The following is a 24616-nucleotide window of genomic DNA, read 5'->3' as shown; positions in this document are numbered from 1 at the left end:
ACTATTCCTTTCGAATCCTAACTTTATCCTCGATGGCCTTTATGACGGGAGTATAGAAGTCGGCATCATACAATTCACAAGCATGCACTAAACCGCCGGGGCTAAAGACATTTACTTCCATTAGCTTATCGCCCACCACATCCAAACCGGTTAGGAACATGCCGTCCTTTTTAAGCTTGGGCCCTACCAGTTCTACAATTTCTTTAATTCTCTTTGTCATCCTCGCTTTACCTGCGGTACCGCCCTGATGTATGTTACTTCTGATTTCGCCTTTTTTTTGTTGACGATGAATGGCGGCGTAGTGGCCATTTACTACAATTGGGTCACCGTCCAGCAAAAACAAACGGATATCGCCGTTTTTTGCTGCGGGAAGATATTCTTGCGCAACAACAAATCCGTCGCGACAAATGGCATCGACAATTTGATTTAAGTTTTTCACTTCTTGTTTATTGATAAGAAACACGTTCCTCCCTCCGGATCCTTGAAGTGGTTTTAGAATAATTTTATTACCGTTGGCCTTATAAAATGCCTCGATATCCGCTACACTTCTGGTTATAATAGTTTCCGGACGCACTTCCCTTGGAAAATACTGGAAGTACATTTTGTTGGATGCCTGTGACAAGCTAGTGGGGTCATTTAAGACCAAAACGCCTTGCTTTTGCGCTAATTGGCCAAATACTATGCCCGCGTTTTGTGCCCAGGGACGTTTGTCGATATCAGCGGAAGGATCATTTCTTAATAGTAGCACGTCAAGATCAGCTGCTTTTATCTGAATTTTCTCGCTCTCTTTAATGGCTTGTAAGAAGGTGTCAGGCGAACGAAATTGTTTAGAGGGTACCTTCCGTGCAAGTCCACCCATTTGCTCGTCGCTAAAATAAGCAAGATCACCCACGCCCAGATAATAAACTTCGTGCCCCATTTTATGGGCTTGTAAGGCCAATCCTGTTGTTGTGTATACAGCAGTTTCCTTCATTAGTTGGTTCACAATAAATGCGATTTTCATCAGTAATAGTTTTAAGGCATTGATTTTTTAAGATAACAGGAATGATGTTCTTTAGTTTAGCATGGTGAAAATATTTCCCCCTTTTTTAATTGTCTCAATATGCTTTAGATACGGACGACTCAAGTAGCGAGGTTTGATCGGTATTTTTGATAATAAACCTCTAAATGTCAATTCGTTAATAACGGGTATGTAATCCTGGCGAATTTTGCCAATGAGCAAAGGTGCAATGTCATTACCTTGTTTGATATACTCGATTAGATTAAGCAACCCTTTTAAATAGACGGCGTCTTTAGTGAGCCCGCCGCCGCGATATACACGCATCGTAATATGAAAAGCGGCCTCAGGAGTAAAAAGATATTTGTCGGTTAACAGAAAAAAGGTATCAACAAATGAATTCCCTGTTATCATGGAATTGACAGCTACTACGCGAGCTGCAAGAATACGCATGCGTTGATTGGTTAATCCGCCACACAAGTATTCTGAAAAGACGGCCAATCCCTCTTGCAGCTGTTCATAACCCGGCACGCCTATATAGAAGAGTTTGAGTGGTTGCGCTTTGCCGTTATAATATGTGACCACATGTGTTCCAATTTCATGCTGAATGAGGGCAAAGGCCCGTTGCTTCGAAATTTGGTAACTTTTATTGATGTTCAGTATGCCACGTGAGACCATGACTCCATCAACATCGTCGCGTACGCGTACGGCGGTTAAGATGGATGCGTCCTGTTTTTTAAGCCATATTAGTTCATTTTCAGCCATTTGTGCGAATTCCCAGGCGTTTAATAAATCTTGATTTTCTTGCTCGTAATTTGGCTCGGCGGCAACAAGGATGGCGCGAGCAACATCCAAAAGATGTTCGTCTATATTGCCGAATATTTGTAAGCTACTGTGCATAAAATCCGGTTTTTCCCGCTCTAACATCATATTCAGCATCCGATCTATCTCTTTTCGTTTATCCCGGAAAAGGAAGGCGATAGTGGGATCAGAAATATCCTCAATAGGTAAGTTGTATATTTTACGCTTGATCAACTCAGGCTCTATCGGCATCGGCCGATAATGAAAAACGGGTGCTTTTAGATACTTATTTTCTGCAAAATTTTTCCATGCATCCATGGTGTTAATAGGCGTCACTAACAGGAGAAAATCAAAAAGATTACTGTATTCTGCCAACTCATTATCAATTTCCCAAACTTTGTCGTCTAACACTGTCGTGCCGAGCATTTCAAAGTGAGTTGCATTATATGAGGTATTTGTGCGAACGAACTCAAATAGGCTTTTGCGTAGCGATTTACCAAAAGCGGCTCGTAATTCGCGCATAAACAAGGGATAGGGCTTGCCGGTTTTAACATCGTTGTAAACAGGTGCTATTTCCACACCGACTAATACAATTTCAGATTGTTTAGCTACATTTTTGTCAATGAGTGGCGAACGTCCCGGGGGAGCAACAGCCGTTTTTTGTTTATCGAGTGACGCCGTGATTTTTTGATTACCTATTCGTAGTGCATTCAGTTCTTCAGTCAATTTTGTCGCCATACTCAACGTCCCTTTTTGGTTGACCCTTATTGTAAAGGCTTTATCGTCCAGTTTGGCTTGATGCCAGATCTCTACGAGCATGAAACCACCGAATTGGTCTGCTAAATATGCAGAGATGAGTTTCAAGAGCTCAGTCAGACCGCTTCCTTCATAGTCGGACGTAATTAAATAGGATGATTCGGTTTTAGCAAGGTTATAAGCAAAGTTGTCTTTGCCCTTTTTAGGAACACGGTATACCAGGAGAAAAGGAACGGGTTTGTCTATCTTGAGTATGCCTTTGTCCGGTAAGGAAAGTCTAATCGGTTCACCTTTTTTCAACTTGTCCTGAATCTGATTCAAAACCTTTTCTTGCTTTTTCTCCATATGATCATTTATCTGTTGAGGCTGTTTGGTATAACTTCTTTAGTTCGGTTTCCAGAGGCAGGATGCTGGCTTGTAAAGCGCGTTGTATGTCCATCAAATGGCTTATGTTGACGCGACCTGTCCACTCGTCCATGAAAGTCTTTTTAAACTCCACGGATAGTACACAGCCAAATTTGCTATATTGAGAGCATATCCAGTTGGAAAATGTGCCACCTTTAAACTTTATGTTCTCTCTAACGTCCGGAAAATGGTCATCAATTGTTGTTTTTGAAAGGGAATCAATAAATGTGTCTATTATCGGCCTCCATTTAGAAATGTTGTTGGCCGTTCCAATATTTATTTCCGGATTTTCGCTGGATATAGCTTCTATATAAGGATCTTTTCTTCTGTGGTTGTAGCTATGAACGTCTAGAACAATGAAATATCCGTAGCTTTGAATAAGATCGAGCAGTACCTTCTTTACCTCTAAATAAAATGTATCGTAAAAAGTTAATATTTCCTCTTCCTGTTCTTGTGTAAGCTTCGTTGCCCATACAGCTAGCCCCCAGGCATCATTAGGTGAGCGGTAGATGGCACGGTCCCTCGGCCTATTCAGGTCCACCATAAAGCGTGAATTGTCAACAACGACTCGATTAACCGGAAAATTTATCATCTCTGCGGTATAGGGGTCTTCTTCGCGCATGCGTTCGTGTTCAGATAAAAGCATATTAGACCGGAGCGACGGCGCTATACTATGCCCGTCATGAATGGCTGTGGCAATGATCGGACTTTTAGCTCTGTATATATGAATTTTAGACTCCATAATAATTTAGGGGAATAACAGGTAAAAGAAAGCATTGTTTCACTTTGCTTTCTTATCGTTTAAAACCATTACCTTTAGCCTATTCCTTTAGGAACGATAGGTTGTATAAGATCCATAAAAAAGAGAAATCATTATATGAAAATATTTGCGAATCGAGTCTATACAGGTGAAACGGTATTGACGGATCAACTGATTACTTGCGAAAAAGGTTTAATTGTAGGAATAAATCGAGGAAATGCCGGCACTGCGGACGAAAGGGTAGCGCATATAGCTCCGGGATTTTTTGATATTCAGGTAAATGGAGGGGCGAGCTACCATTTTACAGCCCATCCGAATGAGCAGTGTTTATCAGATATTGAAGAGGCGTGTTTGACTGATGGTACGGCGTTTGTATTGCCAACCCTTATTACTTCTTCCATCGATAACATCTTAGCAGGCATTGACGCTGTTAGAAAATACATAGAAAAGTATCCACAATCCGCCATTTTGGGAATGCATTTGGAAGGCCCTTTTATTAATCCGATAAAGAGAGGTGCACACCTGTTGAAATATATTAAAAAACCCGAAAGAGCGATGGTTGAGGAAATAGTGAGATATGGAAAAGGCATTATCTTACAGATGACGATTGCACCGGAAATGTTTGACGACCATCTACTCGCTCTCTTGCAGGATTCTGGAATTGCATTGGCTTTGGGGCATAGTAATGCCTCATTTGAAGAAGCAAGAAACGCTTTTAATCTGGGAATTACCCAGGTGACGCATTTGTTTAACGCAATGTCCCCTTTCCAGCATCGGAACCCCGGACTGGTAGGAGCTGTCTTATCCGATGAACGCATCTATGCTCCCCTTGTGCTCGATGGAAAACATGTTGACTTTTCAGCAGCCACAATCGCTTATAAATTAAAGCGAGATAAACTCTTTTTGATTTCAGATGCCTTATTCCTTGGAAAAAAGAAAGCCCGTTTTCAGTGGGAAGAATTTGATGCAACATTAATTAATGGAGAATATGTAAATAGTGAAGGAAATCTTGCAGGAGCCAATATATCTCTCATGGATGCAGTCCAAAATGCAATTAAAGAGCTGGGTGTATCTGTACAAGAAGCTATTGAAATGGCAAGCCGTCGCCCTGCGGAAGCTATAGGCCTTCATGATCGTATTGGAAAAATAGCGCTCGGTTACCCTGCTCGATTTACGTGTTTTGATGCTGAATTAAAAAATGCCCGGGTTTTAAAAGGCTAAAATTCGGGAAAGCAAGATATTTTATAGATATTATTTTTAATAAATCTAAATAACATTATCTTTGAGCTCTTAATCAATTAAAATGAGCACAAAGGTAAGGAAATCCGCATCACGATCACTTTTTTACAGAATAGCAGCCTGGCTTCATCTTTGGTTAGGGCTTATCACGGGTATTGTGATGATAATTGTATGCCTAACCGGTTGCATTTGGGTTTTCCAGGATGAGATAACGGCTTATATCCTTGAACCGGAAACGCGCGTTACTCACCAAGCAGCTCCTGTGCTGACTCCGTCTCAGATTCAACGCATAGCCACAGCAAAGTTTCCGGATAAAAAGGTCTCCTATGCAACTTATCAGCAAGGCCGAGCCATTTATGTAGGGATGGGAGAGGCGCGTCGCGGGGGTACGTCGCTGCGTTTGAACCCTTATACCGGTAAAATTATCAGCGTAAGTGAAAGAAAAGAGGGGGAAGTTGATTTCTTTCGATTTATATTAAATGGTCACCGCTTTTTGTGGTTACCTTATGAAATTGGTCGCCCAATTGTGAATTACAGTACATTGGTATTCGTTATTACTCTTATAACGGGGATGGTACTTTGGTGGCCGGCGAAATGGACAAAGAGCGCACGAGCGAAGAGCTTTTTTATTAAATGGAAAGGTTCGTTTAAACGGGTTAACTATGATTTACACAATGTACTGGGCTTTTATTCATTGTTAATTGTTTTCGCAATTGCTTGTACCGGCATGGTGTACGGTATACAATGGTTTAGCAAAGGCTTGTATTGGACAACTTCAGGAGGAAATTCGTTACCCGATTTTGCGCGTCTTGAGTCGGACTCGCTTCAGATGGGGAAACATTTTACAGGCAAAAATGCAATGGATATTGTATGGAGCAGAGTAATTAGTGAACATTCGCGAGCGGAAGGATTTTATTATAGCTTTCCGGATTCAACAAAACCTAAATCTACCATTAATGTGACTATTTATCCGAGTGCAGGGCAGTACTATAACCATATTGCCTATAGCTTTGACCAGCACACATTAAAACAGCTTCCCCGGCATGAGGTATACGGAGCAAACTTCGCTACGTCCTCGTTTGGCGTAAAACTTCGCAAAATGAATTATGATATCCATGTCGGCTCTATTTTGGGATTGACAGGAAAAGTCATTGCCTTCTTTGCATCCCTGATCGGCGCTAGTCTGCCAATTACAGGCTTTATCATTTGGTGGGGAAAGCGAAAAAAGAAAACGAAGAAGCGAATACCGCGTGAAATACAGAGGTCTATTTCAAGCATCGAACTAAGTGAGAAGCTTATGCCCGAACGGGGTCAAAAGCGACCTATTCCCAGACCTTATAAGCCGGCGTGAATATCAATAAAGGATCTAAATACTGAGGTACGTTATTGATTAGCGGGAAAATAAATTTTCGTCACTGCACAACTTTTACTAAAAAATTAATGGAGTTTTTAAAACACTGATACTAAAGCATTTGTTGCTAGGAAAGCAATGAAGAAAAAAATGGGTATAAATCGCTAATCGTTATTTTATATCCATATGTGTATATTTGTTTTCTATATGGAAAATACCATGCAACCGATACACGAGGGATCGAGAAAAGAAGTAATGACCTATCTTGAGCCGTTTATGCTCAACGAAATGAGTGAATATTTGAAGCCCGTTGAGGAAATGTGGCAGCCGGCTGATTTTTTACCCGACGCATCGCGAGATACTTTTTTTCAAGAAGTTAAGGATCTACAAGATAGCGCAAAGGAACTACCTTATGATTTAGTTGCCGTTTTAATTGGTGATACAGTTACAGAGGAGGCTTTGCCAACCTACGAATCATGGTTGACTATGGTGGAAGATGTTGAAAAACACGAGCAGGGTGGGTGGATGAAATGGGTTCGGGCATGGACAGCAGAGGAAAACAGGCATGGGGATCTCCTGAACAAATATATATACTTATCCGGAAGAGTCGACATGAAACAATTCGAGATTTCGGTTCAATATCTGTTACAGGATGGCTTTGATATTGGTACCGGTCGGGATCCTTATAGAAACTTTATTTATACCTCGTTTCAGGAGCTGGCCACCAACGTCTCGCATCGAAGAGTGGCCGGTTTAGCGAAACAAGCAGGCGATAAACTACTGGCAAAGATGTGTGGTGTTATTGCTTCGGACGAGGCGCGCCATGCAAAAGCTTATATGTCATTTATTTCCAAAGCAGCTGAGGTTGATGCCAGTGAAGTATTGGTTGCATTTGAAGATATGATGAAAAAGAAAATTGTGATGCCGGCGCATTTCCTAAGAGAGGCGGGGGAGCCACAAGGAGAACTTTTTTCGCATTTTTCCGATGCAGCACAGCGTTTGGGAGTCTACACAGCGATTGATTATGTTGATATTTTAAAAGACCTGTTGAACGAGTGGAAAGTAGATGCGATGACCAATTTGAATGAAGCCGGCGAAAAAGCTCGGGATTACCTTATGCGTTTACCCGATCGATTGCTTCGTATTGCCGAACGGATGAAAAATCCGGTGAAACAATACAATTTTAAGTGGATTCATGGCGATAGGTAAATGAAAGAGTAAAATATGGGATGGGGATCTAAGAAGTGATACTTTTAGATCCCCTTTTATTTGTTGAAATTGGGCAATCGATTGCGTTTATTTTTGGTATTTATAAACTTTGTTTGTTAATGTTAAAACATTAGTTTAGTCGTTCGAATTATATCAAATATTCAGATGAAGAAACTAATCATTTTAACGCATCTATTGTTCTCTGTATTTGCGCTGAATGCGCAAGTGAAACAAGCCAAACATATTATTCTTATCGGATGTGATGGATTTGGAGCATATGCCCTACCGGAAGCAGATATGCCGAATCTTAAAAAGCTCATGGAAACAGGAGCTTGGACATTAAAAGCCAGGTCAGTATTGCCTTCTTCGAGCGCGGTCAATTGGGCTTCTATGTTAATGGGAGCAGGGCCAACATTACATGGCTATACGGAGTGGGGAAGCAAAACACCGGAAATCCCTTCAATTTATACCACACGCTATAAACTATTCCCAAGTATTTTCAGCATCATTCGAGATCAACGGCCTAATGAATATACCGCTGCTGTATATAGCTGGCCGGGAATTGGTTATTTGATTGAAAAGGCTGCCATAAGCAGGGCGTTTCCTGCGAACGACGACGAAGAACTTTGTTTGAAAGAAGCCGTAAAGACAATTACGGAAAACAAGCCCCTATTTACCTTTATTCATTTTGACGAACCGGATCACACGGGACATAATATAGGCCATCGCACACCGGCTTATTACAAAGCGCTTCATAAGGTAGATGAGCGAATAGGAGCTATTGTAACGGCGGTACAGAAAGCTGGTATTGCTGATGAAACGATTATAATAGTTTCTGCAGACCACGGCGGTAAAGATAAGGGACATGGTGGAAAATCATTGGATGAGGTTCAAATACCTTGGATCATTCATGGTGTAGGCGTTAAAAAAGGACACGAGTTATCTAGTCCCATCATAACCTACGACACGGCCTCAACCATAGCCTGGATACTTGGACTGGAGGAGCCTGCTGTTTGGCGTGGGAAAGCCGTCAAGGAAGCATTTGACTAGTAGTCCAACGGGTTTTCGTATATAAATTGGTAGTTTAAATCAGAGATTAATTTTGCGGGAGAAATGACCTTTTTATCAAATGAAACGTTTTCGAACGAACTCGGAGGTGCGAAGCCATATTTCTCCGCCATTTGTAGTGTGATTTCTTTTTTACTTGGATGGAGTGGTGAGACTGCATTAAAGAGTTGGCCTTCGATACGTTGATGATACAAGCATAAAATGATTGCCATGATATCATCTAGGTGGATATAATTTGCAAATTGGTTGCCAACTTCGCATACTTTAGCGCTGAAGTGTTTGCCGGGAATGCGGTTATCGCCAAATATACCGCCTAGGCGCAAAATATTCAGCTTATTAACCCGCATCGCGAGCGTCTGCTCTGTTTGGAACAGTTTGGGATCGAGTGATGAATTTGGAATATTTGTCTCATTGATGAGATAAGGTGCACTCGGATAAATACCAACAGAGCTTAAATAAATGATCGATTTTGCTTGGATCTTTTGAAGAAACTTAGCCAGGCGCTCAAATTTCATTAGACAGGTCTGCTGATGCTCACGTTTTTTAGCGGGCACACTTACGAGTACAAGATCATAATGTAGACTACTAATAACAGCTACTGTTTCTGAATCAGTTTCGAAATTAAAATCTAGCAGTAGGGGGGAAATACCTTCAGCCTCCAACGCATTTATTTTGTGCTCAGAGGTTGTGGTGGCGGTTACTTCAAAATTTAATGTCAGTAGCTTTTGGGCAAACCGAAATCCAACCCATCCACAACCGATGATGAGCGCTTTCTTTCTTCGGAACATATAACGTATTTGAAACTTTATTAATACCTTGTCGGTAAAAGTAAAAATAAAGGTTCAAAGTAATGATCTTATCGAATCATATCGTTGTCAGTTCTTGTTTTTCTCATTATCCGTTCGGGCGCCTGAATCGGCCGAGCGGGCGCCTGCGTTTGGCAAGCCTTGATGACGTTTTAATACTTTTTGATCTTTGAAAGACTTGTCAGCTGTTGTCGTTCCTACAAATGGGGTCTTTTGCGTGGCTGATTTTTGTCCTGACTTCATGTTAAGCTCCTTTCTTTTGACGTTTAACCTGATTTGTTTTTAAGTAACAGGCAGCCGGTATAATTGTTTATTACAAAGTGAAATATCCGAGAAAGGCTGCCCCGTATTATGAAAAGTTTAGATTGTTGACATTTCCTTTCCCGGATCGAGGTCTGATAGAAAAACGATTTATTTACACATGAAATAACTACCTTTGCGTTTATTATGGGAACTCTATTAGATTCGGGAATAAAGCCTTACAATCATTATGGCGCATATCTTAAAAAGAAATATGATGATAAGCGCGTTTTTAAAATTATCGTCGACGGTAATTTTACTTGCCCTAATCGTGATGGGAGTAAAGGATTTGGTGGTTGTTCTTATTGCAATGTTGATTCCTTTACCCCGGAAAGCGCCCGAAAGATGCCGACAATTCGCGAGCAGGTAGAACAAGGGATTGAACGAGCCATCAAGGGTTACGGCGCTGAGAAATTTGTCATTTATTTTCAGCCGAATACAAATACCTACGCCCCTGTTCATTATTTGAAAGCCATGTATGATGAAGCTTTGAGTATTGCACCGGAAAATGTAGTAGGATTATCGGTAGGTACGCGGCCGGATTGCATAGATTTTGAGAAGGTTGCATTGTTGGAAAGTTATACCGATAGGTTTGATGTGGATTTAGAGATGGGCATGGAATCGATCTATAATGATACATTAAACCGAATCAATCGGGGATGTTCGCATGAAGAGCTCGAAGTGGCACTCAATCTGGTACAAAATAGCCCACTTGATATTTGCGTTCACACCATCTTTGGTTTTCCCTGGGAATCAAAAGAGATGATGCTAAAGTATGCTGACGAAATTAACCGGTTTCCGCAAATCAAATTTGTGAAATTACATCACCTGCACATTGTGGAAGGATCCATTATGGGTGTTCAGTATAAACGCAACCCCTTTCCACTCTTTAGCTTGGAATCTTACACCGATTTTCTCTGTGAATTTATTCCGCTATTGCGTCCTGATATTATTATACAGCGCCTTTTTGGGCTGGCTGATCAAGAGCTGCTTATTGCGCCTAATTGGGGACTTGGTAAATCAAGTATCCAGACCTACATCGACAAACAGCTGGAAAAAAGGGAGGCGGTACAGGGATCTCGATTCATACCTGTTCAAAACACTGCTAATACGTTTTAAATCGATTTATTCGCATTAATTCAATTGTTTTTAAAATCCAAAAATGTATATTCGTAGCATACTTTCAATGCGTATTGGAAAAAACTATATTAAACGTACTATTCATGAGTAATATCCAAACCCCTTCCTCCGGCCAGCGCTATGTGGTGCCACTGATTACATTAACGATATTATTTTTTATGTGGGGATTTATAACCTGCATGAATGATATCTTAATACCCTATTTAAAGCAGTTGTTTAGCTTGAGTTTTTTTGAATCCATGCTGGTGCAATTCTGTTTTTTTGGTGCTTATTTTATTGGCTCATTGATTTATTTTGTCGTGTCTTCCAAGTGGGGTGATCCCGTGAACAAAATCGGTTATAAAAAATCTATTATCGCCGGCATTATCTTGTCTGCGGTAGGCTGTGTATTGTTTTGGCCCGCAGCTACTACCTCGTTATATGGATTGTTTTTAACGGCGCTCTTTGTATTGGGTTTGGGTTTTACTATATTACAGATTACCGCGAATGCGTATGTTTCTTTGTTAGGCCCCGAAGATGGTGCTTCTAGCAGACTCAATATGACACAGGCTTTTAATGCGCTGGGGACTACCATTGCCCCTGTATTAGGAGGACATCTTATATTTGAGTTTTTTGCAGATGGTGACTCCATTAGTCCGCAAGCTACTCGTATTCCTTACCTTATTTTCGCTATAATTTTATTATTGGTAGCCGTCTTTATCTCGACCGTTAAGCTGCCTTCTTTTGAGTCAAGTGATGAAGAAAAAGATGTTAAAGGATTAGGTGCATTAAAATTTACACATTTGCGTTTAGGTGTCCTCGGAATTTTTTGTTATGTAGGTGCGGAGGTAGCCATCGGCAGTTTTATCATCAGTTTCCTTGAGCAAGAGCAGATTATGGGCTTTACCGAATCTATAAGTAAAAACTATCTTTCACTTTATTGGGGAGGGGCAATGATTGGCCGATTCTTAGGCGCTATCTATCTTAACCACAATATCGATTTCGGCAAGAAACTTATTTATATGGTAGGAATGGCAACGCTTGTATTTCTGTTAATTTTTAGTTTAGTCGATCTGACCTTTTCGCAAGTAAGCTTCTTCCTCGTATTCATAGTGTTGAATTTGCTTGGTTTTTTAATTGGAAAGGCAGCTCCGGCACGTACTTTAGCTATATTCGCCGGCATTAATGTTTTGTTGCTGATTTCCAGTATTGTAAATACAGGCGCTTATGCGATGTATTCGATTTTAGGAATTGGTATATTCAATTCGATCATGTTCTCTAATATATATACCTTATCAATCGCGGGCCTTGGTAAATATACAAGCCAAGGGTCTTCGCTATTGGTTATGGCTATTTTAGGTGGTGCCATTGTTCCTGTAATTCAAGGCGCATTAGCAGACCAATTAGGTGTTCAACTTTCATTGATTTTACCGGTCGTTTGTTATGTTTACATTTTTGGTTTCGGTATCTACTGTTCAAAAAAGCTTAAGCATGTCGAGCAAACAGGGCCTGTGGCAGGTGGGCATTAACCGATTGAATCGTCTAATAAAGTCGTTGAGTAGGGGAGTAGTTGAGTAGTGAATTAGTAGCAGCAGCGGCACAGGCCTAGTTGAATGGTCATGATCTTAATGTCTGACCATTTAACTAATTAACGTATTACCGACTTTATGATGACGTCCTTATGGCAAGAAGAAACGACGAGTAGTCTTTAATTTCTCAACTACCTGACTATTTAACTACTTAACTACTTAACGTATTATCGACTTTACGATGACGTTCCTACGTCCTTATGGCAAGAAGAAACGACGAGTAGTCTTTAACTTCTCAACAACCTGACTATTTAACTACTTAACGTATTACCGACTTAACTTACTCACAAATCGGTTTATTGTTCATCGTTAATTTCTATCCAATGCCCGTCCGGATCCTGAAAATATATCTGATGGATACCATCTACCCTCGTTGTAACTTTGCCTTTGTTTCCGGGCCAGTCGAAATAACTGATTTGATGACTTTCCAGGTTGTGAATAAATTTGTCTATATCATTTGTACTAAAACATAGGTGATCATTCTTTTCTCGTTCCACGCCTCCTTTAGCACCTTGAATAAGATGTAAACTTCCGGCTTGGCCTAAGGTAAACCAAGTATGTAGGCCATCATGGAAGGGTTCAGGAATCTCGGTAAGTTGCAAGACATTTTTATAGAAAGCAGTACTCTTTTGTAGGTTCTCTACGTATACCGCGATATGATTCAACTTTAGCGTGTTCTTTTCTTGGGCTTGCAACATACTTGCCCCAAAAAACAAAAAGCTTGTCAATAGAATTCCAGTAATTTTCATGTTAAATTTTCTAAATGCAAGGCCAAAAATTCGTTAGTAAATAGCCTTCAATGTATAGCGAGTCGGACCCCGCTCACTCATCGAAGGTAATTAGCATAAATTCATTTTATTGCCTTGCGGTAATTACATTATAAAGTGGTTTGTCGATCTATCGTTATAACTGGGCGACAATATAAGGAAATTTATGCAAACTGGTTTCTATGTTTTCGTTCAATCAGATGTTTCGCAAAAAATAATTACCGTTGTTGTTTTGCTATTTTTTTTAGTAAATTGCCTGCTGAAAGAATTTGATATGAGAGGAGGACAGGCAGATTTGCCCTTACATTATGGGCATGTTCCCAAATGGTTAGCGCAACGGATGAGTCTTTTAGGCGGTGCGATTGTGGAAGCCATTGTAGTGGAATACGGACGAGATATGTTTCTTCGTAAATTGAGTGACCCCTGTTGGTTTCAATCGCTGGGTTGTGTATTGGGGATGGATTGGCACTCTTCTGGCATTACGACTTCCGTTATGGGAGCATTAAAAGCTTCTATAAACAAAAGAGCACACGAGTTAGGTATCTACATCTGTGGTGGGAGAGGCAAACATTCTTTGAAAACGCCGGATGAGCTTATCCGCATTGCGTCTGCAACGGGTTTGGATGGCAACAAGCTTGTACAGTATAGCAAGCTTGCGGCAAAAGTTGATAACACAGCCGTCCAAGACGGCTTTCAGCTGTATTTACATTCTTTTGTACTAAGTATTGATGGAAGCTGGGCAATTGTTCAGCAAGGAATGAATACCGAAACTCGATTGGCTCGGCGTTATCATTGGCATGCTCCGCAGGTTCATTCTTTTATCGAGGAGCCGCATACTTTCATTTATGGAGATAACCAAGGTCAAATATTAAATCTGACCGACCGAAATGCCGCATTGACAAGGGAAGCAATACTGGCGATTACAAAGGAGCGCCCGGGTTATATTCTACAGGAGGCTAGAAAAATTATCATGCCTTCTCATCATGATGTAAGGAAAGAAGATGTAAACCTAAAGCGTCTAGGTACTGTGCTGGCATTGGCTGAGGAGCAAGCCGTGCAGACGATGGAAGAGTTGCTTTTGTTGGAAGGACTCGGGCCCAGAACACTGCAATCGCTCACATTAATCAGTGAAGTTATTCATGGTACAGCTAGTCGTTTTGAAGACCCGGCACGTTTTTCTTTCGCTCATGGTGGTAAAGATGGGCATCCTTTTCCTGTACCGACAAAAATATACGACGAATCCATAGCCATTCTTCAACAGGCATTGGAGAAGGCAAAAATCGGATTCAAAGCGCGTTCAGAAGCCATTAAGAATTTGTCGAAAGTAGCCTTGCAAAAAGAAAAAGACTTTATACCTAACCATCAATTGGATCAGCTAGTAGCTAAAGAGAAGGCTGTTTCTTGGCAATATGACGGACGAACCGTTTATGGAAGAGAACAGAAACCAAAACAAACAAAGATTCAGTTAAGTCTGTTTTAGATACCTATGAATAACAAACAATTGGATTATACCAACATAACCATATCCGAAGCAACTGCCATGCAAAAGGAATTACAGAATTCCTTGGTACATTCACCCTTGGAGCAGGAGATAAAAACGATTGCCGGTGCCGACATATCACTTAACCGCTTCAGTGATATTATTTATGCAGGAATTGTCACGCTTGATTTTAACACGTTAAAGCCTTTAGCTTACTCGTTGGTAAAGAGCAAAACTTCGTTTCCTTATGTTCCCGGTTTTCTGGCCTTTCGGGAGGTTCCTGCTTTGGTGGAGGCTTTTCTTCAAATGACCGTGAAGCCGGATGTCATCATGGTGGACGGTCATGGCATTGCCCATCCCAGAAGATTGGGCATTGCAGCGCATTTAGGCGCTTTAATTAACATTCCCACGCTTGGTTGTGCCAAGAAGAAACTATATGGAAATTTCGAGGAGCCCTCGGCCGTGAAGTATAGCTTTAGTCCACTTAAGCATAAGGAGGAACTGTTGGGGTATGTATTAAGAACCAAAAACTACGTTAAACCGGTGTATATTTCGCCGGGTAACCATCTCAGTATAGAAGACAGCTTGCGCATTGCCATGCATTGTATAGGCACTTATCGACTTCCTGAACCAACAAGGAAAGCGCATGAATTTGTCAACTTATTTAGAACGGGTCAATTGAAAGAAGGATTCTTTCAATTGACGACAAATGACACTTTATTTTAAAAGTTATGAAGGCAGTTTAAAGGCCTGTCTGGCAAATAACTTCCAATTTCCACTTTGCTTCTGAAAAACCAGTAATACGCCGATTCTTACGGTGCCGGGTTTACCGCCGTCGTTCGTTTCTCCGCTCAAGATGTGGTGAACGGTAGCCACGTCCCCTGATATATTGATTGTTTGTTCGCTTAAATTAATGCTAAAAAAATCCGATTTTCCTGATGTGAGACTCTCTATAAAAGCCGCCTTATCTTCATGTTTGCCGCTTGAATGCCAATAATTTAGCTTGTCGGCAGCTATCGCGTCGAGCGCCTGCCGGTTACCACTGATCATGGCTAAACGAAGATCTTCTACGGCTTTTAAAAGCTGTTTTTCCTCGGCAGTTTGACCATAGGCCAATGTACCTGATACAATCATAGTTAAGAATAGGAGAATTTTTGGTCTTAGCATAAGTGCTTGTTTTTTTAACAAACATATGCAATTTTACTTTTTTATTCAACCTAAAATATGGCCATCGCTATTTAGCAAGCCCGGGATGATCCTCTCGAAGTATGTCGGGCCTGACAGCCGAACCTGCGGGATTAGCACCTGTAATGTCATCTTCCAGGTTGTGTCCGGTAATAGCGGAGCGATTGGTTTCTGGCGGATTGCTTTTTTCTTGCCGCTTTTTGTGCGCTTTTTGTTGTTTACTCACCTTTCTTTTATTCAAATTGTCCATATTACAAAGTATTATGCCTGTCTTTACTAGTAACATAATTATATCTCCCTGGTTTGTTCTTTTATCATTATTTCTTCCATTGGCAGAATAGGAAGATAAGCAATGCCTGTTCGTAGAGAAAATTATCCTGTTGGTAGAAAAGACCATAAAAAACGAGAAATTCCTGCAACGTTTCTACATCAAAAGCGTCTTATATACAAAAAGCGTAACAGCTTAGAGGGGTGATAAAGATTATTAAAACGCTTAATATGCCCGGCCGGCAAATATATTTTACCATTAAATAACAGGAATGAAAATCGTTCGGTCATGAACGTTAAAAAATTAAAATCAGTAAAATGAAAACATTATTAATCGTAGCGCTATTGGGTACTTCTGTACTGAGCGCGCAGGCCAGTGCTTTAGTTTTAAGCGATGTATCGCATGTCGGTAAAATCGAAGAAAAAAAGAGTGAAGCAGAAGAACTGAAGCAAAAAGTGGAAGTACAACTTTATAACCTAAATATGCTGAATAAACAATTTAAAATGGCACAGGAAGCCATTAAGAATTCAAAAGGAAGCCATAAAGATATCGATAAAGATTTTGAGTATTTTCACAGTTTATTATTGGAAGACTCAAAAACACAGGATAACGCAAAGGAGATCGATGAATCCGTGCAACGCCTTAAGAAAGAATATGCACGCAAACATAAAAATAGAGCTGCGTATGAACTTAAAGAACAAAAGAGCTTAGCTACGAGCATGCAAAAAGAATTGAATAGCCATATTCGTGAATGCAAATCTTTGAAGGCCAAGTACAAAAAGTACTTAAATGGAAATGTAAGCCCTGAATTGCGAGACCTGGAAACTAAGCTGGAAGAGACGGAAAAGATACTAAAGGAGAGCACCGAAAGTAATATTCAAAATGCGACATACTATGATCGGAAGCTTGAAGATATCAAGAAGGTGTAATGTGTTAAAAACTCAAAAAAGGAAATCACAGCGGCTCCCTTTTTGTAACAATAGCCACCTTTCTACATCTAACTAGAAAAAAGCCATGCTAATAACAACAACACCTAATGTAGAAGGTAAAAAAATAGTAAAATATATCGGCTTGGTAAGTGGCGAAACCATTATAGGTGCTAACTTTTTTAGGGATATATTTGCGGGAATAAGGGATTTTGTAGGAGGCAGATCCAATTCATATGAAAAAGTGTTAAGGGAAGCAAAAGATACCGCAGTTTTTGAAATGCAACAGTACGCCGCATCCATTGGAGCAAACGCAATCGTAGGAGTGGATCTTGACTATGAAACGGTGGGAAACGGAGGAAGTATGCTTATGGTTACTGCGAGCGGAACAGCTGTTGTAATAGAATAAGAAGCAAAGAAATGTTAAAATTTTGTTAAAGTCGCAAGGCTTTTTGTCATCGTGTCCAAAATCGGTTATCTTTGTATCATCATAATTTAGGTTTATAATTGGTTAATGAAAGTCCTTAATCTCCCCGGTTAAGGACTTTTCTTTTTGAATACAATACGGGCCGGAATCGCATCATTCGTTTATGTTTGCTGATTTTTGATATGCTGTAGTAGGATATTCGCCCGATTTTCGACGCTAAGTTTTGGTATAGTAATAAGTTTATAGCCGCATGAGGTATAGATACTTCGCATCATGCGATACGTTTCCATTGCTAATGAAAAGCTCTGCTTTCGCTCAGCATCTTGATGATAGATGGCCCGCCAGGGGGGGGAGGATAAATACAAAGGCATTATATCGAAAGGAATTAACACTCTGTTCTAAACAGGGAAAGGGATCTAAGTGACATAGTTTAACATAGCCCAGGATATCCGGTATTCCACGATCAAAAATGACGGGTGCTTGTGTTGGTAGATTTTCTCGATAATTTTTCATATCAATTTCCAGCATTTTTTTAGCGAAGTGTAATTTATTCTTCCAAGGCAGTGCATCGCCGTCTTTTTTTTTCTGTTCCTGAATGATGCGTCTACCGGATTCGTTTATAGTTAGAAATCCCTCTTTATGTAGCTGCTGTATTAATGACGTTTTGCCCGAACCAGGGCCACCTGTTAAGACAAAGAAGTTCGTCTTGTTATATATTAATGGTTTCATTTAATAGTTTATTGAATTTAACATTATGTTCAGCAGGGATAGCCTTCATAAGCCGATCTTTGCCAAGTACTTTAAAACTAGAGGAGGGATTAATTTGTGCAGGTAAAATTAGGCACGATAGAAGAGATATAGGCTATAATAAAAAGAGAGGTTAATGAGGTAAAGGTTCACTTATTAAGTCCAACCGGGATGATTATACCAAAGACTCCGCAAGATACAAATTTTTCTATTTTTGTTATGTTTTAGGCGACTAAAAAAGAATATTTACAGGGTGTCCTCGGTGCTTGCTGCGCTATTTAGAATGATTTTAGCGGTTACCAATGCTTGTCCGACATGACGTTGCGCATGCTCTGCTGCGTGAAAAAGCAAACCGATGAGTGTGGTTGGGATTTTTTTTCTTCCAATACCCCTTGCTTCTGTTAGTGAGGCAGGATCTATCTTTCTCAGCTCCTGAATAGCATTTGAAATGCGATTATCAAGTTGCTTCAATAATTGATGGGTATCAATCGATTCTTTTTTTTGCCCTTCGTTTTGGAGGTAAACAAATTGTTCGTCTGATAAGGCCCGCTGTTGCGCGTAAGTGAACATACGATCAATTACTCCCGTAATGTGTTGTAAATGAAAGGCAACAGAAGCGATGTTTGCGGGTCTTTCCCAAAGTTTTTCTCTGGGAAAATCAGCTAGCAAGCTTGTCAATTCTTCCTTTACCTGAAGCAATGCATGTGCTACCGGTTGCAATAAAGGAGGAACACCGTCAATGGGGCCCGCATCCAAACCTCTAACGTTGATTCCATTTTATGTTATTGTTACTATGTTTGACGTTTTTGGGCACACCTTCTGTGCTTACCTGACAAAAATCATGTAAAGCTGCCAACGTTCTTTGCCTTCCTATTTCGATAAGATAATCCGCCTTATGGTAATCCCAAACACCTACTACATTCCGAGGTATATGAACGACAATATCCGGTTTATATAGGTCAATGGAAAGTTCTGTAATCTTTCCAAGCATGGTCAATATTGCTTTTTGTGTAATAGTAAGGTAGCCACCGATTTACTATTAGCCTTTGCCAATGAAAAAGTTGTTTCTTCCGGCGCATTTAGGTTTATGGCTACCACCAGCGCGTCTCCCTGATTAGGAAGATGATTGAGTGGTAATGGATTTATCAAGCCCCCATCTACAAGGATATTGTCCATATGATTAACCGGCGTAAAAACACCTGGGATAGCGATAGAGGCTCTTACGGCGTCAAAGAAGCTCCCTTGTGTAAAGGTTATTTCTTTTTGATGAAGTATATCAGTAGATACAGCAATGAAAGGAATGGGCATGTCTTCAATATACATATCGGGAATAAAGCTCTTAATTTTGTTAAAAACGCGTTCCCCTTTCATGACACCTGAACTACTCCACGTGAAATCCATTAAGTTAAAGACATCCCGTCGCTTTAATGTTTTTAGCCATGAGGTGAAATCGTCCAATCTGCCCATGGCGTATAATCCGCCAATAAGGCTGCCAATAGATGAGCCTGCAATGGATTTTACGGTGAACCCTTGTTCTTCTAATACCTTAATTGCTCCAATTTGAGCTATGCCGCGCGCTCCACCGCTAGATAATACCAATGAGATTGAAGTTTTCATTCAAAGCTAATATATAGATAATGTTTAAAAGACAGGAAGAAATTACATAACTTAATGTATAGAAAAAATATTTACGAGTGGAAATTTTTGATCGATTGGTAATTTGTTCTATATTGCGGCTAACTGACTAATAACTAACACTAATGACTTATTGGAAGAAATTAATAGACGCTGATAACCAGCGTTTAGCGGGGCTTGATCATTTGCGGGCGCTTGCTATTGTTCTGGTTTTTTTATGTCATTACCGAGCTTATGTCAGACCTGAATGGGTTGACCTCATCGGGAGTTTTGGTTGGACAGGTGTTGACCTTTTTTTTGTGCTGAGTGGTTTTTTGATAGGAAACCAATTAATTCGTCAAATGATATCTCTTGGACGTATAAACTTTCAGGAGTTTTACATTAGCAGAAGTTTTCGGATCTTACCTGTTTATTTCTTCGTTGTCTCGTTATATTTTTTGTTTCCTATGATTCGCGAACGCGAAGGAATCGCTCCTTGGTGGCAGTTTCTCACGTTTACGCAGAATTTTGATTTGGATTTCGGTACGGAAGGTAGCTTTTCGCATGCCTGGTCTTTATGTATCGAAGAGCAGTTCTATTTGGCACTCCCTTTCTATATAAGTGCTTTTTGGGATGAGACGCGCCCCGGTAAAGCTTTTTGGCTGTTACTGGGATTTTTTTTGCTCAGCGTTTTATTGAGGGCCCTGAACTGGTTTTATTTTGTGGAGCCGTTTTATGCAAATAATATAACTGATGGAAGATTTGTAGCTTATAATAAATGGGTGTATTATCCCACTTATAATCGTTTCGACGGTTTGCTGGTAGGAGTGGGGATTGCGGCCCTGGTAAACTTTTTCCCAACATGGATAAAACGAATTGAAAAGCATGCAAATGCCTTATTCATAATAGGTGCATTGTTGATTTCCGTTGCCTATTTACTGTTAAAAGAGGATCGGCTCGATTTTTGGCCTACTGTTCTCGGTTTTCCGTTGATTTCTGTTGCCTTTGGTTTTATGGTGTTAAGTGCCATTTTGCCTGCAAGTTTTTTATATCGGTTTAAATGGCGGATTAGCGCGTTAATCGCTACTTTATCGTATAGTATTTATTTGTGCCACAAGTTTGTTAATCATCTACTTCAGGCTCCTCTTAACGCATTAGATATCCCAATTGATAGCAACTGGCGTGTTGCTGTCTGCGCCTTAATGTGTATACTGATTGCCCTTCTTTTAAATCGGGTTATTGAGTATCCATTTATGAAACTAAAGAGCACGATCCTAAAAAAGCGGCGACAAAGGACCAAGAACCCTTTGTTAGTCACTTAAACGCAGCGTGTATATACCACCAATTAGTTTTTCAGAATAAGCTGTTGGGATTGCATTTTCCATAAATGTGCATAAAGCGAATCCGTGCTTAGTAGTAATTCTTGATGTGTTCCCTGTTCGATGACCTTACCTTTATCGAGGACGATGATTTTGTCGGCACTATAAAGTGTGCTTAGGCGATGTGCTATGACAATAATGGTTTTATTTTCTTTTTTCAGATGTTCGATGGTGTTCAATACAAATTTCTCTGAAGCGGAGTCGAGTGAAGATGTTGCTTCATCAAGGATTAAAATCTCCGGATTTCGATATAAGGCTCGGGCTATAGCGATCCGTTGGCGTTGCCCACCGGAAAGTGACAAACCATTTTCCCCTATAGAGGTGTAGAAGCCTTGGGGTAACGATTCAATAAAATCTATAATTCCGAGCTGAGTGGTAATATCGATGATCCGCTGCATATCGGGGGTATAGTCTCCCAGCGCAATATTACTTACTACATTGCCCGAAAACAAATCAATATGTTGAGGTACAACAGAAATCGTTTGGCGAAGAGAGGTGTTTTTTATGTGCTTTAAATCGTATTTGCCAATGGTAATAGTTCCACTTTGAACGGGATAAAGATTTTGCAAGATGGAAATGAGGGTCGACTTGCCGGATCCACTTTCACCAACGATGGCGGTAAACTTCGCCTTGGGAATTGTTAAGCTTAATTCGTCAAAGACGTTATCTCGTGTTCCATACCTAAAGGATACGTTCTTAATTTGGATGTCGCCTATATTTTCTTTCGTTAATTCGAGGTCACTGCTGTCTTTTTCGCGCTCCAAATCGAGTATTTCAAAAAGACGGTCGGTAGCGATCATGGCATCCTGGACTGTTTTGTTCATGGTGATTAGCGACGTGACCGGCCCTGTAAAATAACCGATGAGCGCATAAAATGAAAGGAGTTCGCCCGGCGTAATTTGGTTGCTCAAGACATACGTGGCTCCTACCCATAAAAGAACAATTGTAATCAGTCTTGAAATCAATTCCGAGGAGGTAGTAGAAAACACCCCATTCAAATTGGAACGGTATCCTGTTTTCAACAACTTTACGAATCTTGTTTCGGTTTTTTCATTGGCGTAGCTTTCGGCGCCGAACTGTTTAATGGTCCGAATAGAATTTAGGCTCTCAACAAGTTGAGATTCGAGTTCAGCAGAATCCTCCATTAATGTTCTTTGGGCCTTTTTATTCAGTTTATTACTTATAAAATAGACTACTAGATACATTGGAATCACGGTAAGTATAAGTAAGCCCAGTTTCCAGTAGTAGGTAAACATCATTAAAAAAGAAAAAGTTACAATGAAAATGTTTACCAAAAGTTAACGCTTACTTCATTGAGAAATATCCTGATTTTTACAGCATCATTGATTCTTGAAATAACCTCACCGACTCGCATGGTGTCAAAGAATTTTTGAGGCAATGTTAACAGGTGCTTATAGTAACCAAGTATAAGTTGAGCATCAATAATCTGTCCCATTTTTAGTGTGAAAATGGTTTTTGTGGCACCAATAAATAGTTGAAATCCGAGCAAAACCAGCATCATTGTACTCATGAGATTCAACAGGTTGACATTTCTGTCAACCAAAACAAAATCTACGATTTTCTGTACAAATATGGCCGTAGATAACCCCAAAACAGTATATACGAGGGCTCCCATCAATATTTGGATCAGCGTTCCGGTTTGTGGCTTTACAAGATTCCAGAAACGGTAAGAGGCACTGGCTGTTTTCCTGCCTTTTTCGAATGATTCCGAAGGAATCAATAAGACAAGGGCACCGGTCCATATCTTTTTAAAGTCTTCGTGCGATTTCTTATGAAATTGGCCATCCAGTGGATCCATGACCTCAATCCAGTGCTTCGTCACTTTATATATGACAACATAGTGCTGCAGCACTCCCTCCACTACGATATGAGCAATGGCCGGTTTTGGAATTTTAAAAAGGCTTTCAAAGGGTCCCCTAACTCCTTTTGCCTCAAAGCCTAACAATTGGGCCGCTTCTAAGATGCCGAGTACCGTGGTTCCTTTTTTATCCGTCCCTGCCATCTGCCTTACATTCGCTACGGAAATTGCCAATTTATAGTGAGCGGCAACAGATGCAATACAAGCAGCTCCACAGTCGGTTATATCACGTTGTTTTACTCTCGTGGTCATAAACTTCTTTCTAATTTGCGATCTCGTACACGGCACTTTGCTACATGCTACGATGCCGCCTTTATATTGGGATTTAACCAGTTGTCCACTTTATCATATAGTAATTGAAACAGCGTTCTTTCGGTAACAGAAAATCTTGCCGTAAAACTCATGCCCTTCTTTACGTAGCCTTTATAGCCGTTTTTCAATGTAAGATGATCATTATTCAAAGCGCAACGCACCTTAAAAACCGGTTGTTTGTCGTTCAACATGACGATGTCGTCAGAAATATCAATTACCCGCCCTGTTAACAGCCCCCATTGATTATAATTGAAAGCATCTATTTGAAAGCGAACTTCTTGTTCTTTTTTTATTAAACCAATATCGGAAGGATTTATATAGCAGAAAGCCAGTAGGGTGGTGTCGGGAGAAATTTCAGCTACCTTTTGGTTTGCGAAAACATAAGTTCCCTTCTGCATGCCCACTAAATTTTGCACCGAACCGTCAATAGGGGCCGTTACCACAAACTGTTTTCTTTGTTCATTGATATCAATTTGCTGACTTAATAATTGACGCAGTTCGTTTTGTAATTGATTGACCTCTGTTTGCCACTGAGCCTTATATTTTCTTGAAACCATTGCTAAAGCAGCAGACGCTTGCTTATACTCAAAATCGTATTTGTCATATTCTGCTGAAGATAGCATCTTCTTTTTATATAGCTTACTATAGCGATTAAATGTGTTTTCCGCTTGCTCTTTGGCAATTCGGGCGTTTTCAACTTCTTGTATATATTGTTGCCAGATGGCAAAGTATTGTCCTGATTGAAGATTGGGAGGGCTGAAATCTTCGGCATTAGCCTGCCTGATTAAGGTATGAAGATCTTTAACAAATAAAGAGATTTCTTGTTGCCTTCCCTTTACCAAGAGGTCTTGTTTATTGGACGAGCTTCCGTCGATGATCAACAGTGTGTCGCCTAATGTCATTTTTTGATTGTCTTTTAAATTGAAATATACCAATCTGCCGTTAACAGGAATGCTAACGTCTGTTTTTTCAATTGAAGACTGCAATAGGCCGCTGCCCTTTACGCTTATATTTATTGTTACTAATGGGAGGGAAGCAAATGCCAATATAAATAATAATAAAATGCCGAGATAAATAATCTGTGTTGTTTTTTTGACACGTGCAGTATAAACAATGGATGTATTACTGATTGTTTCTACTGAATAGATAGGCATTGACATAATCCTGATGACTTGGTTGTTGATTGCTCGCTTACCGATCATCCCAAATTGCGCCAAAACATAAATGAGTTG

At 40.2% G+C, this 24616-nt stretch carries 27 protein-coding genes; 11 read left to right on the top strand and 16 right to left on the bottom strand.

Annotated features, from left to right (window positions below):
- Position 1 precedes the first annotated feature (1 nt).
- From QT327_RS16095 to QT327_RS16085, 3 genes are read right to left on the bottom strand one after another with little or no spacing between them, the layout of a single operon-like run.
- Positions 2–1003, bottom strand: coding sequence for a glutathione synthetase (locus QT327_RS16095; protein ID WP_013667364.1), 1002 nt, complete (start codon positions 1001–1003; stop codon positions 2–4).
- Positions 1004–1054: 51 nt separating this feature from the next.
- Positions 1055–2899 carry a peptidase MATCAP family protein gene (locus tag QT327_RS16090; RefSeq protein WP_289553346.1) on the bottom strand — a complete coding sequence of 615 codons (1845 nt, stop codon included), beginning with the start codon at positions 2897–2899 and terminating at the stop codon, positions 1055–1057.
- Between the two features lie 4 nt (positions 2900–2903).
- Entirely contained in the window at positions 2904–3701 is a 798-nt protein-coding gene (locus tag QT327_RS16085) for an N-formylglutamate amidohydrolase (protein ID WP_289553345.1), read from the bottom strand.
- Between the two features lie 135 nt (positions 3702–3836).
- On the opposite strand from QT327_RS16085, the gene nagA reads away from it, so the two are divergent.
- From nagA to QT327_RS16065, 4 genes are all read left to right on the top strand, one after another.
- A complete protein-coding gene (gene nagA / locus QT327_RS16080) occupies positions 3837–4940 on the top strand; it encodes an N-acetylglucosamine-6-phosphate deacetylase (RefSeq protein WP_289553344.1) in 1104 nt (367 codons plus the stop codon).
- 82 nt (positions 4941–5022) lie between these two features.
- Positions 5023–6309, top strand: a complete 1287-nt coding sequence (locus QT327_RS16075; RefSeq protein WP_289553343.1) for a PepSY-associated TM helix domain-containing protein — start codon at positions 5023–5025, stop codon at positions 6307–6309.
- Positions 6310–6516: 207 nt separating this feature from the next.
- Complete coding sequence (locus QT327_RS16070) at positions 6517–7518, top strand: acyl-ACP desaturase (RefSeq protein ID WP_130855705.1); 1002 nt, start codon at positions 6517–6519, stop codon at positions 7516–7518.
- A gap of 165 nt (positions 7519–7683) precedes the next feature.
- A complete protein-coding gene (locus QT327_RS16065; RefSeq protein ID WP_289553342.1) occupies positions 7684–8568 on the top strand; it encodes an alkaline phosphatase family protein in 885 nt (294 codons plus the stop codon).
- Here the strand turns inward: QT327_RS16065 and QT327_RS16060 are convergent.
- Both QT327_RS16060 and QT327_RS16055 read right to left on the bottom strand, forming a co-directional pair.
- On the bottom strand, positions 8565–9374 hold the full coding sequence (locus QT327_RS16060) for a Rossmann-fold NAD(P)-binding domain-containing protein (RefSeq protein ID WP_289553341.1): 810 nt from the start codon (positions 9372–9374) through the stop codon (positions 8565–8567). The genes QT327_RS16065 and QT327_RS16060 overlap by 4 nt on opposite strands.
- Before the next feature lie 87 nt (positions 9375–9461).
- A complete protein-coding gene (locus tag QT327_RS16055) occupies positions 9462–9635 on the bottom strand; it encodes a hypothetical protein (protein WP_013667357.1) in 174 nt (57 codons plus the stop codon).
- A 204-nt stretch (positions 9636–9839) separates the two neighbouring features.
- Between QT327_RS16055 and mnmL the strand changes: the two genes are divergently transcribed.
- Together mnmL and QT327_RS16045 are read left to right on the top strand one after the other, a co-directional pair.
- Positions 9840–10811, top strand: coding sequence for a tRNA modification radical SAM protein MnmL/YtqA (gene mnmL, locus QT327_RS16050; RefSeq protein WP_289553340.1), 972 nt, complete (start codon positions 9840–9842; stop codon positions 10809–10811).
- A 104-nt stretch (positions 10812–10915) separates the two neighbouring features.
- Positions 10916–12340 carry a sugar MFS transporter gene (locus QT327_RS16045; RefSeq protein WP_130855708.1) on the top strand — a complete coding sequence of 475 codons (1425 nt, stop codon included), beginning with the start codon at positions 10916–10918 and terminating at the stop codon, positions 12338–12340.
- Positions 12341–12696: 356 nt separating this feature from the next.
- Here the strand turns inward: QT327_RS16045 and QT327_RS16040 are convergent, their stop codons facing one another.
- Positions 12697–13149, bottom strand: coding sequence for a VOC family protein (locus tag QT327_RS16040; protein WP_013667354.1), 453 nt, complete (start codon positions 13147–13149; stop codon positions 12697–12699).
- A 292-nt stretch (positions 13150–13441) separates the two neighbouring features.
- Between QT327_RS16040 and QT327_RS16035 the strand changes: the two genes are divergently transcribed.
- Together QT327_RS16035 and nfi are read left to right on the top strand one after the other, a co-directional pair.
- On the top strand, positions 13442–14647 hold the full coding sequence (locus QT327_RS16035) for a DUF763 domain-containing protein (protein ID WP_041388521.1): 1206 nt from the start codon (positions 13442–13444) through the stop codon (positions 14645–14647).
- A 6-nt stretch (positions 14648–14653) separates the two neighbouring features.
- Positions 14654–15373, top strand: a complete 720-nt coding sequence (nfi, locus tag QT327_RS16030; RefSeq protein WP_013667352.1) for a deoxyribonuclease V — start codon at positions 14654–14656, stop codon at positions 15371–15373.
- Positions 15374–15376: 3 nt separating this feature from the next.
- Here nfi and QT327_RS16025 read toward each other — a convergent pair whose 3' ends face one another.
- Together QT327_RS16025 and QT327_RS16020 are read right to left on the bottom strand one after the other, a co-directional pair.
- The gene (locus tag QT327_RS16025; RefSeq protein ID WP_289553338.1) at positions 15377–15814 is read right to left on the bottom strand and encodes a nuclear transport factor 2 family protein; all 438 of its coding nucleotides are present in this window, start codon (positions 15812–15814) and stop codon (positions 15377–15379) included.
- Positions 15815–15881: 67 nt separating this feature from the next.
- Positions 15882–16082, bottom strand: coding sequence for a hypothetical protein (locus QT327_RS16020; protein ID WP_013667350.1), 201 nt, complete (start codon positions 16080–16082; stop codon positions 15882–15884).
- Positions 16083–16417: 335 nt separating this feature from the next.
- Between QT327_RS16020 and QT327_RS16015 the strand changes: the two genes are divergently transcribed.
- On the top strand, positions 16418–17029 hold the full coding sequence (locus tag QT327_RS16015) for a hypothetical protein (protein ID WP_289553337.1): 612 nt from the start codon (positions 16418–16420) through the stop codon (positions 17027–17029).
- Positions 17030–17114: 85 nt separating this feature from the next.
- Positions 17115–17435, top strand: a complete 321-nt coding sequence (locus QT327_RS16010; protein ID WP_013667347.1) for a heavy metal-binding domain-containing protein — start codon at positions 17115–17117, stop codon at positions 17433–17435.
- Between the two features lie 179 nt (positions 17436–17614).
- Here QT327_RS16010 and QT327_RS28275 read toward each other — a convergent pair whose 3' ends face one another.
- From QT327_RS28275 to QT327_RS15990, 5 genes are all read right to left on the bottom strand, one after another.
- Positions 17615–17824, bottom strand: coding sequence for an AAA family ATPase (locus tag QT327_RS28275; RefSeq protein ID WP_354004778.1), 210 nt, complete (start codon positions 17822–17824; stop codon positions 17615–17617).
- Entirely contained in the window at positions 17769–18182 is a 414-nt protein-coding gene (locus QT327_RS16005; RefSeq protein WP_289553336.1) for an AAA family ATPase, read from the bottom strand. The genes QT327_RS28275 and QT327_RS16005 overlap by 56 nt, the downstream gene beginning before the upstream one ends.
- A gap of 264 nt (positions 18183–18446) precedes the next feature.
- Positions 18447–18956, bottom strand: coding sequence for a DinB family protein (locus QT327_RS16000; RefSeq protein ID WP_289553335.1), 510 nt, complete (start codon positions 18954–18956; stop codon positions 18447–18449).
- Between the two features lie 4 nt (positions 18957–18960).
- Positions 18961–19191, bottom strand: a complete 231-nt coding sequence (locus QT327_RS15995; protein WP_289553334.1) for a hypothetical protein — start codon at positions 19189–19191, stop codon at positions 18961–18963.
- Positions 19192–19193: 2 nt separating this feature from the next.
- Positions 19194–19817, bottom strand: a complete 624-nt coding sequence (locus tag QT327_RS15990) for a patatin-like phospholipase family protein (protein WP_289553333.1) — start codon at positions 19815–19817, stop codon at positions 19194–19196.
- A gap of 143 nt (positions 19818–19960) precedes the next feature.
- Between QT327_RS15990 and QT327_RS15985 the strand changes: the two genes are divergently transcribed.
- Complete coding sequence (locus tag QT327_RS15985; RefSeq protein ID WP_130855715.1) at positions 19961–21136, top strand: acyltransferase family protein; 1176 nt, start codon at positions 19961–19963, stop codon at positions 21134–21136.
- A 23-nt stretch (positions 21137–21159) separates the two neighbouring features.
- Here the strand turns inward: QT327_RS15985 and QT327_RS15980 are convergent, their stop codons facing one another.
- Genes QT327_RS15980 through QT327_RS15970 form a run of 3 tightly spaced genes read right to left on the bottom strand, consistent with a single transcriptional unit; the run spans position 21160 to position 24538 of the window.
- Positions 21160–22449 carry a peptidase domain-containing ABC transporter gene (locus QT327_RS15980; RefSeq protein WP_289554438.1) on the bottom strand — a complete coding sequence of 430 codons (1290 nt, stop codon included), beginning with the start codon at positions 22447–22449 and terminating at the stop codon, positions 21160–21162.
- A 32-nt stretch (positions 22450–22481) separates the two neighbouring features.
- Positions 22482–23324, bottom strand: a complete 843-nt coding sequence (locus tag QT327_RS15975; RefSeq protein ID WP_289553332.1) for a cysteine peptidase family C39 domain-containing protein — start codon at positions 23322–23324, stop codon at positions 22482–22484.
- 47 nt (positions 23325–23371) lie between these two features.
- Positions 23372–24538: an HlyD family secretion protein gene (locus QT327_RS15970; protein ID WP_242627168.1), complete on the bottom strand. Its 1167-nt coding sequence runs from the start codon at positions 24536–24538 to the stop codon at positions 23372–23374.
- Between the last annotated feature and the right edge of the window lie 78 nt (positions 24539–24616).

The sequence above is a fragment of the Olivibacter sp. 47 genome (genome assembly GCF_030372825.1).
Lineage (GTDB): Bacteria > Bacteroidota > Bacteroidia > Sphingobacteriales > Sphingobacteriaceae > Olivibacter > Olivibacter oleidegradans.
This window is presented reverse-complemented; position numbering and strand designations above follow the sequence as displayed.

Bases quoted from the DNA above. Each gene is read 5' to 3' on its own strand.
- QT327_RS16095 (WP_013667364.1), bottom strand. From the start codon at position 1,003: ATGAAAATCGCATTTATTGTGAACCAACTAATGAAGGAAACTGCTGTA.
- QT327_RS16090 (WP_289553346.1), bottom strand. From the start codon at position 2,899: ATGGAGAAAAAGCAAGAAAAGGTTTTGAATCAGATTCAGGACAAGTTG.
- QT327_RS16085 (WP_289553345.1), bottom strand. From the start codon at position 3,701: ATGGAGTCTAAAATTCATATATACAGAGCTAAAAGTCCGATCATTGCC.
- nagA (WP_289553344.1), top strand. From the start codon at position 3,837: ATGAAAATATTTGCGAATCGAGTCTATACAGGTGAAACGGTATTGACG.
- QT327_RS16075 (WP_289553343.1), top strand. From the start codon at position 5,023: ATGAGCACAAAGGTAAGGAAATCCGCATCACGATCACTTTTTTACAGA.
- QT327_RS16070 (WP_130855705.1), top strand. From the start codon at position 6,517: ATGGAAAATACCATGCAACCGATACACGAGGGATCGAGAAAAGAAGTA.
- QT327_RS16065 (WP_289553342.1), top strand. From the start codon at position 7,684: ATGAAGAAACTAATCATTTTAACGCATCTATTGTTCTCTGTATTTGCG.
- QT327_RS16060 (WP_289553341.1), bottom strand. From the start codon at position 9,374: ATGTTCCGAAGAAAGAAAGCGCTCATCATCGGTTGTGGATGGGTTGGA.
- QT327_RS16055 (WP_013667357.1), bottom strand. From the start codon at position 9,635: ATGAAGTCAGGACAAAAATCAGCCACGCAAAAGACCCCATTTGTAGGA.
- mnmL (WP_289553340.1), top strand. From the start codon at position 9,840: ATGGGAACTCTATTAGATTCGGGAATAAAGCCTTACAATCATTATGGC.
- QT327_RS16045 (WP_130855708.1), top strand. From the start codon at position 10,916: ATGAGTAATATCCAAACCCCTTCCTCCGGCCAGCGCTATGTGGTGCCA.
- QT327_RS16040 (WP_013667354.1), bottom strand. From the start codon at position 13,149: ATGAAAATTACTGGAATTCTATTGACAAGCTTTTTGTTTTTTGGGGCA.
- QT327_RS16035 (WP_041388521.1), top strand. From the start codon at position 13,442: ATGAGAGGAGGACAGGCAGATTTGCCCTTACATTATGGGCATGTTCCC.
- nfi (WP_013667352.1), top strand. From the start codon at position 14,654: ATGAATAACAAACAATTGGATTATACCAACATAACCATATCCGAAGCA.
- QT327_RS16025 (WP_289553338.1), bottom strand. From the start codon at position 15,814: ATGCTAAGACCAAAAATTCTCCTATTCTTAACTATGATTGTATCAGGT.
- QT327_RS16020 (WP_013667350.1), bottom strand. From the start codon at position 16,082: ATGGACAATTTGAATAAAAGAAAGGTGAGTAAACAACAAAAAGCGCAC.
- QT327_RS16015 (WP_289553337.1), top strand. From the start codon at position 16,418: ATGAAAACATTATTAATCGTAGCGCTATTGGGTACTTCTGTACTGAGC.
- QT327_RS16010 (WP_013667347.1), top strand. From the start codon at position 17,115: ATGCTAATAACAACAACACCTAATGTAGAAGGTAAAAAAATAGTAAAA.
- QT327_RS28275 (WP_354004778.1), bottom strand. From the start codon at position 17,824: ATGCCTTTGTATTTATCCTCCCCCCCCTGGCGGGCCATCTATCATCAA.
- QT327_RS16005 (WP_289553336.1), bottom strand. From the start codon at position 18,182: ATGAAACCATTAATATATAACAAGACGAACTTCTTTGTCTTAACAGGT.
- QT327_RS15995 (WP_289553334.1), bottom strand. From the start codon at position 19,191: ATGCTTGGAAAGATTACAGAACTTTCCATTGACCTATATAAACCGGAT.
- QT327_RS15990 (WP_289553333.1), bottom strand. From the start codon at position 19,817: ATGAAAACTTCAATCTCATTGGTATTATCTAGCGGTGGAGCGCGCGGC.
- QT327_RS15985 (WP_130855715.1), top strand. From the start codon at position 19,961: ATGACTTATTGGAAGAAATTAATAGACGCTGATAACCAGCGTTTAGCG.
- QT327_RS15980 (WP_289554438.1), bottom strand. From the start codon at position 22,449: ATGTTTACCTACTACTGGAAACTGGGCTTACTTATACTTACCGTGATT.
- QT327_RS15975 (WP_289553332.1), bottom strand. From the start codon at position 23,324: ATGACCACGAGAGTAAAACAACGTGATATAACCGACTGTGGAGCTGCT.
- QT327_RS15970 (WP_242627168.1), bottom strand. From the start codon at position 24,538: ATGCCTATCTATTCAGTAGAAACAATCAGTAATACATCCATTGTTTAT.